The sequence below is a fragment of the Mesorhizobium sp. J18 genome (genome assembly GCF_007829525.1).
Classification (GTDB): Bacteria; Pseudomonadota; Alphaproteobacteria; order Rhizobiales; family Rhizobiaceae; genus VLJP01.
The window spans coordinates 20624-33639 of record NZ_VLJP01000009.1; the positions used below are offsets into that span (position 1 = coordinate 20624).

The window sequence follows — 13016 nt, forward strand, 5'->3', positions numbered from 1 at the left end:
GCTTTGTCGCCGTTGCCGAGACCGGCAGCCTGTCGGTCGCGGCCAGCCAGCCCACGCTTGGCCGTCATGTCGCCGAACTGGAGAAGGCTCTGGGCATCACGCTTTTCCTGCGGGGCCGCAGCGGCTTTTCACTAACGGATAATGGGGCGGCGCTGTTCGAAAGAGCCAAGGCGGTGAGCGACCATGCCGAGGCGTTCGCGCGCCTTGCCGATGGAACGGCCGAGACAGTCGCGGGCACGGTGCGGATCGCGGCGAGCGAGATCGTCGCCGCCTATGTGCTGCCGCCCATCCTCGCCCGGTTCGGGCGCCAGGAGCCCGATATAGAAATAGAGATGGTCGCATCCAATCAGGTGGAGAATCTTCTTCGCCGTGATGCCGACCTGGCCGTGCGGATGGTCGAACCGGCGCAGCTCGACCTGATTGCGCGCAAGATCGCCGATCTGCCGGTCGTCGCCTGCGCCGCAAAATCATATCTTGACCGGCGCGGCCGGCCTCGAGAACTTCTCGATCTTGTCGACCATGACCTGATCGGTTTCGACCGCTCCGATGACATCATCCGGGGATTTGCCGCCATGGGGGTCGAGATCGACCGCCATGCCTTCCGTTTCAGGACCGACAACCAGATCGTCTTCTGGGAAGCGGTCCGGACCGGCAACGGCATAGGCTTCGGCCAGAAGATGCTTGTCGAAGCGGAGCCGCTGACGGAGATCGTCCTGCCGGATCTGACCTTCGCAAACCTGCCCATGTGGCTCGCCATGCATCGCGACGTCAGGACGAGCCTGCGCATCCGGCGCGTGGCGGATTTCCTCCTTGAGGAGCTGAAATGCTATTCGGCCGGCTGAGCGGCGGCGAAATCGGCCGGCTTCGCCAGGCTTGCCATGAGGCAGACGACGAAAAGCAGGCCCGATAGGGCGATGAATACCGGCGCGAAGCCGGTTTTCTCCACGACGAAGCCGACGATCGACGGCGCCAGCAGAAGCCCCGAATAACCGATCGTCGTGGCCACACTCATTCCCGCTGCTGACGATATGCCTGGCTGATTACCCGCGGCGGACAAGACGATCGGAACCATATTTGCGACGCCTAGCCCGCAGATTGCGAAGGCGATGATCGCCAGCCAGGGCGAGGGCGACAGGCKGGCGGCGAGCATGGCGAGAGCCGCCGTCAGGCTCGAGACCCGCAGCGTGACGACGGCGCCGAGGCGGTTGCGGATGCCGTCGCCCAGGAAGCGCATAAGCGCCATGGCGCCTGAAAAGCCGGCAAAGGCCAGGCCCGCAACGGCAATTTCGGCACCCATATCCTGCCGCAGATAAAGCGCGGCCCAGTCCAGCACCGCGCCTTCCGGAACCATCGCGAAAAGCGCCATGATGCCCGTCAGATAGACCAGCGGGCTTTTGGGAAGCGACAGGCGGATCCTGAGGCTCCGCTCCACGGCTGCCGGCTCCTCGCTGACAAGGCGCGGAAGGGCCGCCAGCACCAGAGCCAGCGCGACCACGGTGACGATTGCCGCATGGGTCAGATGACCGGAAGCGGCTATCGCCAGCCCGCCGAAGCTTCCACCAGCGAAGCCTCCGAGGCTCCAGAAGCCGTGTGACGACGACATGATCGCCCGCCGCAACAGCCTTTCGACGGCGACCGCATTGGCGTTCATCGCCACGTCCATGCCGCCGACGAACCCGCCGAAGAGAAGCAATGCGACGGTGGCGACGGCTATGTTCGGTGCCGCCGCCACGCCGAGAAGCCCGAAGGAGGCGGCGAGGGAAGCGATGCGGATGACCGCCCGCGAGCCAATCCGTCCGATCAGGACGCCGCAGAGGGGCATGGCAATGAGCGCCCCGAGGCCGAAGACCAGGATCAGCAGGCCGAGCGTGAACTCGCTTATATCGAGCCTCGCCAGGAATACCGGAATCTGCGGCGCCCAGTTACCGACCAGGAATCCGTTGACGAAGAAGATCGCCGCAAGGGCCCAGCGTCCGCGACGCGCGATTGCGACTGTGTCAGACCTGTTGGACATGCGGTTCCGGATCGGCTTGGCTGGGGCGGGCTCGCGCGTGACCGTAACCGGGTTCGCAGCCGCGTCAAGGCCAGGAGCAGAGGGCGGATTGCTCCAGCGGGCCCTGGCAATTCACCAAGGGAGAGCGGTTTCCGCAATTAGGACCAATCCCGGCCACATTCGGATTCATTAATGCATCTCGCAGGCGCATGTGGGGCGCCTGCCCGGCTGGCGATCTGCGGCGAAGCCGATCGAAGCCGTTGCAATCACAGGAAAAAGGGACTGTTCCGCTTCGCGGGAGTTACCGATATGGAAAGCCAATCGCCGCGCAGGAAGGGCATCGACTGGACGAACCCGCCAGCACCCTATGAACCGCCCCCTGTCCCGCCGCGCCCGCAGCGGTCCTTGCTGTTGACAGGCATTGCGGGCGGAATTGCGGTCTGCCTGACATTCGCGGCTGTTCTGTCCTTCAACGGGACCGTCGGCAACGAGATGACCGATACCGGTCCGGTGGTCGTAGCGGAAGCCGATACGGTTCCAACCGGAGAAGAGGAGCCGCGCGAGCAACCGGCGACGGCCGGGCGGCTTGCCCGCGCAACAGACAATCCGGATGCCGCAGAACCCGCGCCGCTCGCCACCAATGATCCCCGCTGGGGCACGGACAGTCCTGCACCGGACGCCGAGGAGGTGGCGGCGGTGACGGCCCATGCAGAGGCATCCGGCATGGAAAATGCCTATGCCGAAAGGCAGCGGCCGCAGCCAGACAGTTTCGACCGCAGGAGCACCGCCTCCGTCGAAGAGCCGGATGTGGCGATTGCCGAAACCGAGGAGGAAATCCAGGCCCTGGAAGCGATCGAAGGTGAGGCCGAGGCGGAGGCATCCGAAACCGTGCCGGAAGCGGAACAGCAGGCAGTCAATCCGCCTGACGGGCAGACAACGGCCGCCGAGCAGCCCGCTCAGGAATTGCCTGCCGTAGAGCCGCAGGCCGAAGATACAAACAATGTCACGGAAGAAGACGCGCGGCGGCAGATAGTCGCTCTTCCGCCCGCCGCCCGCCCGTCGGGCCCACTGGTGCCCGCCGTCACGACGGACGGGGTCAATCTGCGCTCGGGACCAACCAACAGCTCCTCGGTGGTCGCCGTGCTCGTGGCAAATCTGCCGGTCCAGGCGTCGCAGAACTGTCCGAGCTGGTGCGAAGTGGTCGTCAACGGCCGTCGCGGCTATGTCTATAAGGACTTCATCCGCTACGGCCAGGATGGCGCACAAGCGACCGGTGCACAAGCGCCCCCTGCCGCGCAACCGCAGCAGGGACAGGCCGCGCAGACCGAACCGATGCAGCCTGCGGCGGACCAGCCTCCGATCGCCGATCCGCTTCAGCGTTCGCGCTCCCTTCGCTAGAACGAGGGCTTTCCGCGCAAGCTTCCTGAGGCTCTAGCCGTAGACGACCAGCAGATCCTTGGCATCGATCTGGTCGCCGGCCGAGACCAGCACTTCCGCTATGGTCCCGTCGCGTTCTGCGTGCAGCGCCGTTTCCATCTTCATGGCCTCGATGGAGAGCAGCACGTCGCCCGCCTTGATCGCCTGCCCTGGGGAGACGGCGAGGGTGGAGACGACGCCGGGCATCGGCGCGCCGACATGGGCATCGTTGCCGGCCTCGGCCTTGCGGCGCGCCTTTGCCGCAGAAGCACCCCGCAGGCGATCGGGCACCTTGACGCGTCGCGGTTGGCCGTTCAGCTCGAAGAACACCGTGACCATGCCTTTCTCGTCGGGATCGCCGACGGCGAGACAGCGGATCACCAGCGTCTTGCCGCGCTCTATATAGACGAAAATTTCGTCCTCCTGGCTCATGCCATAGAAATAGACCGGCGTTGGCAGCACACTGACGGGTCCATAGGTTTCCTGTGCGGCGACGAAGTCGGTGAAGACCTTCGGATACATGAGCCAGGAGGCGAATTCGAACTCGTTGACCTTGCGCCCCAGCTTTTTCTCCAGCTCCTGGCGGCTGTCATCAAGATCGGCGGGCGGCAGGAGGGAACCCGGCCGAACCATTATCGACTTTTCGCCTTTCAAAGCCTTTTTCTGCAGAGCCTCGGGCCATCCCCCCGGCGGCTGGCCGAGATCGCCGCGCAGCATGGACACTACGGAATCCGGGAAGGCGATGTCCTTTTTCGGATTCTCGACATCGGCCACCGCGAGGTCCTGGCTCACCATCATCAGCGCCATGTCGCCGACGACCTTGGAGGAAGGCGTGACCTTCACGATGTCACCGAACATCAGATTGACGTCGTGATAGGCGCGCGCCACCTCGTGCCAGCGTGTCTCCAGCCCGAGCGAACGGGCCTGCTCCTTGAGATTGGTGAACTGGCCACCGGGCATCTCGTGCAGATAGACCTCGGAAGCCGGTCCCTTCAGGTCGCTTTCGAAGGCGGCGTATTGATTGCGCACGGCTTCCCAATAGAAGGAAATCCGGCGCACCCATTCCATATCGAGACCGGTGTCGCGCTCGCTTCCCTTCAGGGCCTCCACGATCGAACCCAGGCATGGCTGCGAGGTGTTGCCGGAAAGCGCGTCCATGGCGGCATCCACCACATCGACGCCGCTGTCGACCGCCGCCAGCACGGTCGCAGCCGAAATGCCCGACGTGTCATGGGTATGGAAATGGATCGGCAGGTCGGTCGCCTCTCGCAGCGCCTTGAAGAGCACCCGCGCGCCGGCCGGCTTCAGAAGACCGGCCATGTCCTTGATCGCAAGGATATGGGCGCCTGCGGCCTCCAGCTCCCTGGCCAGCCCCACATAATATTTCAGGTCATATTTGGCGCGGTTCGGGTCGAGGATGTCACCCGTATAGCAGATGGCCGCTTCGCAGAGGCGATCCTCCTCGCGCACGGCATCCATGGCCACGCGCATGTTCTCGACCCAGTTGAGGCAGTCGAAGACGCGGAAAAGGTCGATGCCGCCTAGGGCGGCCTGGCGCACGAAATGCTTCACCACATTGTCGGGATAGTTGGTGTAGCCGACGCCGTTGGCGCCGCGCAGCAGCATCTGCAGCAGGATGTTCGGCGCCGCCTCGCGCACGAGCGACAGCCGCTCCCAGGGATCCTCCGTCAGGAAGCGCATGGCGACGTCGAAGGTCGCCCCGCCCCAGCATTCGAGGGAGAACAGGCCGGGCAAAGCCCGTGCATAAGCCCCGGCGACACGCGCGATGTCGTAGGTGCGCATGCGCGTGGCAAGCAGCGATTGGTGCGCGTCGCGCATGGTCGTGTCGGTAACCAGAACGCGCGTCTCGTCTCGCATCCAGCGGGCGAAGCGCTCGGGGCCGAGTTCGTCCAGCACCTGCTTCGTACCCTTGCCGATAACGCCTTCGACATAAGGAACGCGCGGCGGCGCGGCATCGGCCTTGGGCCTTGGCCGGTCGCGCGTCTCGGGATGGCCGTTGACCGTTACGTCGCCCAGATAGTTGAGCAGTTTCGTGGCGCGGTCCCTGCGCTTGACCTGCGTGAATAGCTCGGGCGTCTCGTCGATGAAACGGGTGGTATATGTATTGTCGCGGAATTTCTCGTGACCGATGATCGCCTCAAGAAAGGTCAGGTTCGTGGCAACCCCGCGAATGCGGAACTCGCGCAGCGCCCGGTCCATGCGGCGGATCGCCTCCTCGGCGGTCGGCGCCCATGCGGTCACCTTCTCCAGCAGCGGATCGTAAAAGCGCGTGATGACCGCGCCGGAATAGGCCGTGCCGCCGTCGAGGCGGATACCGAAGCCGGTCGCGCCGCGATAGGCGGTGATGCGGCCGTAATCAGGAATGAAATTCTGCTCCGGGTCTTCCGTGGTTATCCGGCATTGCAGTGCATGGCCGTTGAGGCGGATGTCGACCTGCGCGGGAACGCCCGATTCCGGCGTGCCGATAGCCGCGCCTTCGAGTATATGAATCTGCGCCTTGACGATATCGACGCCGGTGACCTCCTCGGTCACTGTATGTTCGACCTGGATGCGCGGATTGACCTCGATGAAGTAGAACTCGCCGGTATCGGCATCCATCAGGAACTCGACCGTTCCCGCGCCGACATAGTTGGTGGCTCGCGCGATCTTCAGGGCATGACCGCTCAATTCCTCGCGCTTGGCGGCATCGAGATAAGGCGCCGGCGCCCGCTCCACGACCTTCTGGTTGCGGCGCTGGATGGAGCAGTCGCGCTCGAAGAGATGGACGACATTGCCATGGGTGTCGCCCAGAACCTGCACTTCGACATGGCGCGCCCGCTCGACAAGCTTTTCCAGATAAACCTCGTCCTTGCCGAAAGCGGCCTTGGCTTCCCGTCTGGCTTCATTGACCTCTCGCGCCAGATCGGCCTCCGAGCGGATGACGCGCATGCCACGACCGCCGCCGCCCCATGAGGCCTTCAGCATGACGGGATAGCCGATCCCGGCAGCCATCTTCTTCACCGCCTCCATGTCGTCCGGCAGCGGCTCCGTGGCCGGCACCACGGGCACGCCGACCTCGATGGCGAGATTGCGTGCGGCCACCTTGTTGCCGAGCCGGCGCATCGTCTCGGGCGACGGACCGATGAAAACGATGCCGTTCTCGGCGCAGGCCTCGGCGAATTCCGGGCTTTCGGAAAGCAGGCCGTAGCCGGGATGGATGGCATCGGCGCCGGAGCGCCGGGCGACGCGGATCACCTCCTCGATGGACAGATAGCTTTCGATAGGGCCGAGGTCGCGCTCCAGATGCGGGCCGCGGCCGACCTGATAGGATTCGTCCGCCTTGAAGCGATGCAGAGAATATTTGTCCTCCTCCGCCCATATGGCGACCGTCCGGATGCCGAGCTCATTGGCGGCGCGAAAGACGCGGATGGCGATTTCCGAACGGTTGGCGACGAGGATCTTCCTGATCTTCAAGGCTTTGGGCTCCGTCAGAGGCAGAGGTGAGGCAAGACAGGACAATTAGCGCGAGCCTTGCTGCAGTGCAAACGCCGGCGGATACCGGCAAAGGAAACGGCCCGGCATGATCTCATGCCGGGCCGTCCTTGTCGTGCGATCAGTGGCCTTGCGGCTTACTGCTCGAGATAGTCGTACTGGCCGTCCTTCCACTCGTAGAAGACATAGCCGGGCAGGGTCACGTCACCCTTCTCGTCGAATTCGAGTTCGCCGAGCACGGTGCTGAACTTGCCTTCGTCGAGCGCCGCCACGACCGCGTCATAGTCGGTCGAACCGGCCGCCTTCACGGCGTCGGCCCATGCCTGGATGGCGGCATAGGTGTAGAGGGCGTAGCCTTCCGCCGTCTTGCCTGCCGCGAGCAGCTTGTCGACCACCGGCTTGGCGATCTCGTTCTTGCGCGGATCGGGCGAGAAGGTCATCAGCGTGCCTTCGCCGGCATCGCCGGTGATCGCCCAATATTCGTCAGTCACGAGAGCGTCGCCAGAGACCAGGATCGTATCCATGCCCTGCTCCCTCATCTGGCGCATCATGAGGCCGGCTTCCGTGTGGTAGSCGCCGACATAAAGAACGCCGACGCCTTCCTGCTTCAGCTTGGAAACGAGGGCGCTGTAGTCCTTCTCGCCTGCAGTATAGGCTTCATAGAGAGCCGGCTTGCCGCCAGCGGCCTCGTAGACGGCCTTGGTGGCGTCGGCGAGACCCTTGCCATAAGCGGTCTTGTCGTGGACGAAGGCAATTTTCTTGTCGCCGAAGTTGTCGAAAAGAAACTTGCCGGCAACCTCGCCCTGCTGGTCGTCACGGCCGCAGGTACGATAGACGCCCGGTCCAGGACGCTTGTCGGTGAAGTCCGGATTGGTCGAAGCCGGCGAGATCTGGATGATGCCTTCCTCCGCATAGACCTGGGAGGCCGGGATCGAGGATCCCGAGCAGAAATGCCCGGCCACGAAGACAACGCCTTGGCCGGCAAACTGGTTCGCCACCGCAACCGCCTGTTTCGGATCGCATGCGTCGTCGCCGACTTCGAGCTTCAACATCTCGCCATTGACGCCGCCGGCCTCGTTAATGTCGGCGACAGCCTGCTCCGCGCCCGCCTTCATCTGCTCGCCGAAGGAGGCGTACTGGCCCGTCATCGGGCCCGCAGTCGCGATGACGATATCGGCCCATGCAGAGCCGCTCATCATGAAGCTGAGCGCAACGCCAGCCATAAGTGCCTTTTTCATGCTAACTCCCTTGAAAACACCACCTGTTCCCATGGCTTATTCCGGAATGGTGTTCAGGTTTCCGGTTTGGCCGAGGCGGGATACTATCCCGCTTAACCCGCATGAAAGCCCAATTCTCCGCTTAAATAAAGACTTTCCGCCGATTAATCGTGAATCCGTCAGAGCTTTTCCGTCCAGCCAAGCGGACCATTGCGCGCATACTTGAAACTGTACTGCCTCGACATCTGTTTTGCCCGTGTCACACGCATGCCGATAAAGGCAATCACAAGCAGAATGACAAAATCCACGATGTAGTAGTGGAGCGTCAGCAAAGTTCCGCGAAACAGCGCGAAATGGATGAAGCGCGTGGCGGCCGCCAGCAGGATCATGTAGACGACGAGCTGCGCCTTGGGGACCCAGGCCCGCGCTGCCGCACGACCGGTAAGGTAGGCGGCTCCACCGGCCAGCGCGACCGTCACGAAGAGGAATTCCCAGGCCGTGACTTCCCACAGAAAGGTGTTCTGATTTTCCATCTCCATGCTCAGTGTCTCCCGCCTTCCAGATAGGCTGCCCGCACTTCCTCGCGCTTCAGGAGTTCGGAACCCGTTCCGCTCATGGTGATGTTGCCGTTGACCATCACATAGCCGCGATGGGCTAGCTTCAATGCGTGGAAGGCATTCTGCTCGACCAGGAACACGGTGAGGCCCTGGTTCTCGTTGAGCTCGCGAATGGCGTCGAAAATCTGCTTGACGACAAGAGGCGCAAGACCGAGCGACGGTTCGTCGAGCAGCAGAAGCTTCGGCCGGCTCATCAGGGCCCGCGCGATGGCAAGCATCTGCTGCTCACCGCCAGAAAGCGTGCCGCCCCGCTGGCCGATGCGCTCCTTCAGGCGCGGGAACAGCTCGAACACACGCTTCAGGTCATCGTCGAAATGCTTCGGGTCGACGAGCGACGCACCCATCTGCAGGTTCTCGAGCACCGTCATGCGCGGGAAGATGCGCCGGCCTTCCGGCGACTGCGCAATGCCCATGCGCATGATCTCATGCGTCGGCAGCTCGGTGATGTCCTGGCCGTCATAGACGATCTGGCCCTTGCGAGCGCGAGGATCGCCGCAAATGGTCATCATCAGCGTCGACTTGCCGGCGCCATTCGCCCCGATCATGGTGACGATCTCGCCGCGATTGACCTCCAGATCGACCCCGCGCAAGGCAACGATGTTGCCGTAATAGGTCTCCACACTCCGGACGGAAAGAAGCGCTTCGCTCATGACTTGCTCCGTGGAGTCTTCTTTGCGCGGGTCTTCGTTCCTTTCGCGGGCTTGCCGCCGGCCGGAACCGGATCGCCGGCCTCCTGCACCACCGCCTGCACATCCTCCTTGACCACGGCTATGTCGATTTCCTCCTCGTCCTCGACACCCAGATAGGCGGCGACCACCTTGGGATCCGACTTGACCATGGCGGCATCACCGTCGGCGATCTTCACGCCATAGTCGAGCACGACGATATGGTCGGAAATCTCCATGACCACGCCCATGTCATGCTCGATGAGGAGGACTGATGTTCCGTGCTTGTCGCGGACGAATTTGAGCAGCTCGTTGAGCTCGGCCGATTCGCGCGGATTGAGGCCGGCCGCCGGCTCGTCAAGGCACAGAAGCTCGGGATCGGTGCACATTGCGCGCGCGATTTCCAGGCGGCGCTGGGCGCCATAAGGCAGATCGGCTGCCGGATCGTCAGCCCGGTCAACCAGCCGCACCTGCTCCAGCCAGTAGACCGCCTTGTCGATCGAGTCCTTGGCGGCGCGCTTGTAGTTGGGAAGGCCGAAAATGCCGCCGATCGAGAAGCCCGAGGCGATCATGAGCGGATTGTGCTGGGCGACAAGCAGGTTCTCCAGAACGGTCATGCCACCGAAGAGACGGATGTTCTGGAAAGTGCGCGCGACCTTTGCCCGTTTCGATATCTCGTAGTCGGGCATGCGCTCCAAAAGGAAAACCGCGCCGTCGCCGGAGGCCTTCCAGCGGACACCGCTCCGCGTCACCTCCTCGACCGTCTCTTCCTGCCGGCCTGGACCGTGGCGCATGACGATGCGGCCTTCGGTCGGCTTGTAGAAGCCGGTCACGCAATTGAAGACCGTCGTCTTGCCGGCGCCATTGGGGCCGATCAGCGCCGTGATGTCGCCGCGCCCGACATTGAAGGAGAGGTCGCCGATCGCCACCAGGCCGCCGAAGCGCATGGTGAGATGCTCCACCGTCAGGATCGGATCCTCGTCCCACTTTGCAACAATCGCGCCGGCGGGATTTGTCGTTTCCGCTACAGCTACCATCAGTGACCCTCGCCCTGTGCAACCATATCGGCGCCGATACGCTTCTTTTCCTTGAGCACCACGGATGGCTCGCGGCTGGAGACCAGGCCGCGCGGCTTCCAGATCATGATCAGCACCATGGCAAGGCCGAAGATCAGCATGCGGTACTGTACGGGATCGAAGCCGGGTCCAAAAATGTCCCTGAGGAAATCGAGATTGCGCAGAAGCTCAATGCCACCGATCATGACGACCGCCGCTATGGCGACGCCTATCTGCGAGCCGAGGCCGCCGAGAACCACGATGGCCAGGATGATCGCCGATTCAAGGAAGGTGAAGCTCTCCGGCGAGATGAAGCCCTGCCGCGTGGCGAAGAAGGAACCCGCGAAACCGCCGAACATGGCACCGATCGCGAAGGCGGTAAGCTTGGTGTTGCGGGTGTTGATGCCAAGCGAGCGGCAGGCGATCTCGTCCTCGCGTAAAGCTTCCCAGGCGCGGCCGATCGGCAATTTGCGAAGCCGCATGGTCGCGAAGTTGGTGATCAGCGCCAGAACGAAGATGATGTAATAGAGGAAGATGAACTTCTGGATCGGGTCGTAGGGAATGCCGAAGAATTCGCCGAAACTCCCGTTCCGCTTGACCTCGAGGCCGAAGAAGGTCGGGTCGGGAATGCCGGAGATTCCATTCGGCCCGCCGGTGAAGTCATACCAGTTCAACAGCACCACACGGATGATCTCGCCAAAGGCCAATGTGACGATGGCTAGATAGTCGCCGCGCAGCCTGAGCACCGGGAAGCCGAGGATGACCCCCCAGAGCGCCGCGAGGAGACCGGCCAGCGGCAGGGCTATCCAGAAGCCCACGAAATCGAAATAGGTGGCCAGGAGCGCAAAGGAATAGGCGCCGATGGCGTAAAAGGCGACATAGCCGAGATCGAGAAGTCCTGCCAGACCAACGACGATGTTCAGACCCCATCCCAGCATGACATAGGTCATGATCAGGATCGCCAGGTCGATATATTGGCGGTCCCGTCCCGGAAAGAAGGTCGTGAGGAAGAATGGCAGGATGAGCGCGAAGACGAAGAGCACCCGCATCAGCCATTTGCCTGCCGCCGCGAGAGCCGCTTCCCTCGCGGGCGAGGCCAGCGACAGGCGCCGCGTGGTCGGATGCTTCTTCCTGAACACGAACAGGTTCAGGAGCAGGCGACCGGCAAAGACCAGGACTATCGCGGTGAACCAGGCGCCCCACCGGGTTGTCACGTCGAGGCCGCCCGGGGCGATATCGGTGCGCAGCCCGATGAAGAACAGGCCGAGCACGCCGGCGAGGAAGCCGGCCATGGCCGCATCCTTGACTGCCTCGGCGAAGGAATGGGCATCACGGACGGGTGCGGAAGCCATGCGCCGGCTTTCGGCCTCGGCCTGAGCGCCGACGGGCTTGATGTCGGAAGCGGGCATGCCGGTATCTTTCGCAGCCATCAGACCTTCTCCACTTCAGGTTTGCCGAGAAGGCCGGAGGGCAGGAAGATCAGCACGATCGCCAGGATCGAGAAAGCAGCGACGTCCTTGTATTCGACCGAGAAATAGCCGGACCAGAAGACCTCTATGAGACCGATCAGGAGTCCGCCCAGCATGGCGCCGGGCAATGATCCGATGCCGCCCAGAACGGCCGCGGTGAAGGCCTTAACGCCGGCAAGGAAGCCGATATAGAAATCGATGACGCCATAAAGCAGCAGGAACATCAAACCGGCGACCGCCGCCAGCGCCGCGCCCATGACGAAGGTCAGCGAGATGGTTCGGTCGACATTGACACCGAGCAGGGCGGCCATCTTGCGGTCCTGCTCGCAAGCGCGCTGGGCACGGCCGAGCGGCGTCTTGGCGATCAGCAGCGTGAAGCCTGCCATCAGCACGACAGTGGTGACGATTATGATGATCTGCATATAGGAGAGCTGGACGACATACGGACCGCTCGCATTCGAGCCCTCGATCAGTGTGATGCCGCCCCGGATCTGCGGGGGCAGCGGTTTGACGCGCGCGCCCTGGGTGATCTGGACGAAATTCTGCAGCACGATCGACATGCCGATGGCGGTGATCAGCGGCGCCAGACGGAAGGAGCCCCGCAACGGGCGATAGGCGAGGCGCTCGACCGTCCAGCCCCAGGCTGAAGTGAACAGCATCGCCACGATCAGGACGATGAGCAGCACCACCGGCAGGAAGGCGAAGCCGAGAACCGTGGTGAGCACGAGGAACATCGCAAGGGCGATGAAGGATCCGATCATGAAGATATCGCCATGGGCGAAGTTGATCATGCCGATGATGCCATAGACCATCGTATAGCCGATGGCGATCAGGCCATAGATCGAACCCAGCGTCAGCCCGTTGATAAGCTGCTGGAGGAAATATTCCATATTCCGAATGACTCCCCTGGAATGTCGCCGCGCAGACGCACCCCTTGTTGTTTTCCCCTAGTCGCAGTTACCCTAGTCGTAGTCTTTCAGCGTTCGATTGCAACGCCAAATTCTCTTATTGTTCCCCGCCGGCCATGAAGTCGGCAATGCCCAAACCCCCGTTGCAAGGGGAAAGACCCGGCGGAAGCTAGCACCGGCTTTA

At 62.9% G+C, this 13016-nt stretch carries 10 protein-coding genes; 2 read left to right on the plus strand and 8 right to left on the minus strand.

What is annotated here, in order from left to right:
• The coding region (locus L598_RS04830) for a LysR family transcriptional regulator (protein ID WP_144860890.1) at positions 1–842 on the plus strand (842 nt) is incomplete at its 5' end.
• On the opposite strand, the gene L598_RS04835 is transcribed toward L598_RS04830, so the two are convergent.
• Entirely contained in the window at positions 827–2014 is a 1188-nt protein-coding gene (locus L598_RS04835) for an MFS transporter (protein WP_144860833.1), read from the minus strand. The genes L598_RS04830 and L598_RS04835 overlap by 16 nt on opposite strands.
• Before the next feature lie 288 nt (positions 2015–2302).
• Between L598_RS04835 and L598_RS04840 the strand changes: the two genes are divergently transcribed.
• Positions 2303–3391 (plus strand): SH3 domain-containing protein, encoded by a 1089-nt coding sequence (locus tag L598_RS04840; RefSeq protein WP_186444938.1) that lies wholly within the window; start codon positions 2303–2305, stop codon positions 3389–3391.
• A gap of 33 nt (positions 3392–3424) precedes the next feature.
• Here the strand turns inward: L598_RS04840 and pyc are convergent, their stop codons facing one another.
• From pyc to L598_RS04875, 7 genes are all read right to left on the minus strand, one after another.
• Complete coding sequence (gene pyc / locus L598_RS04845) at positions 3425–6883, minus strand: pyruvate carboxylase (protein ID WP_144860835.1); 3459 nt, start codon at positions 6881–6883, stop codon at positions 3425–3427.
• Between the two features lie 155 nt (positions 6884–7038).
• On the minus strand, positions 7039–8139 hold the full coding sequence (locus tag L598_RS04850; protein WP_144860836.1) for a branched-chain amino acid ABC transporter substrate-binding protein: 1101 nt from the start codon (positions 8137–8139) through the stop codon (positions 7039–7041).
• A gap of 158 nt (positions 8140–8297) precedes the next feature.
• On the minus strand, positions 8298–8651 hold the full coding sequence (locus L598_RS04855; RefSeq protein WP_144860891.1) for a DUF6867 family protein: 354 nt from the start codon (positions 8649–8651) through the stop codon (positions 8298–8300).
• 8 nt (positions 8652–8659) lie between these two features.
• Complete coding sequence (locus L598_RS04860) at positions 8660–9385, minus strand: ABC transporter ATP-binding protein (RefSeq protein ID WP_144860837.1); 726 nt, start codon at positions 9383–9385, stop codon at positions 8660–8662.
• Positions 9382–10437, minus strand: a complete 1056-nt coding sequence (locus tag L598_RS04865; RefSeq protein WP_144860838.1) for an ABC transporter ATP-binding protein — start codon at positions 10435–10437, stop codon at positions 9382–9384. The genes L598_RS04860 and L598_RS04865 overlap by 4 nt, the downstream gene beginning before the upstream one ends.
• On the minus strand, positions 10437–11885 hold the full coding sequence (gene livM / locus L598_RS04870) for a high-affinity branched-chain amino acid ABC transporter permease LivM (RefSeq protein ID WP_186444939.1): 1449 nt from the start codon (positions 11883–11885) through the stop codon (positions 10437–10439). Before livM ends, L598_RS04865 begins: the two co-directional genes overlap by 1 nt.
• The gene (locus L598_RS04875) at positions 11885–12814 is read right to left on the minus strand and encodes a branched-chain amino acid ABC transporter permease LivH (protein ID WP_144860839.1); all 930 of its coding nucleotides are present in this window, start codon (positions 12812–12814) and stop codon (positions 11885–11887) included. The genes livM and L598_RS04875 overlap by 1 nt, the downstream gene beginning before the upstream one ends.
• Between the last annotated feature and the right edge of the window lie 202 nt (positions 12815–13016).

Bases quoted from the DNA above. Each gene is read 5' to 3' on its own strand.
- livM (WP_186444939.1), bottom strand. From the start codon at position 11,885: ATGGCTGCGAAAGATACCGGCATGCCCGCTTCCGACATCAAGCCCGTC.
- L598_RS04860 (WP_144860837.1), bottom strand. From the start codon at position 9,385: ATGAGCGAAGCGCTTCTTTCCGTCCGGAGTGTGGAGACCTATTACGGC.
- L598_RS04840 (WP_186444938.1), top strand. From the start codon at position 2,303: ATGGAAAGCCAATCGCCGCGCAGGAAGGGCATCGACTGGACGAACCCG.
- L598_RS04855 (WP_144860891.1), bottom strand. From the start codon at position 8,651: ATGGAAAATCAGAACACCTTTCTGTGGGAAGTCACGGCCTGGGAATTC.
- L598_RS04865 (WP_144860838.1), bottom strand. From the start codon at position 10,437: ATGGTAGCTGTAGCGGAAACGACAAATCCCGCCGGCGCGATTGTTGCA.
- L598_RS04875 (WP_144860839.1), bottom strand. From the start codon at position 12,814: ATGGAATATTTCCTCCAGCAGCTTATCAACGGGCTGACGCTGGGTTCG.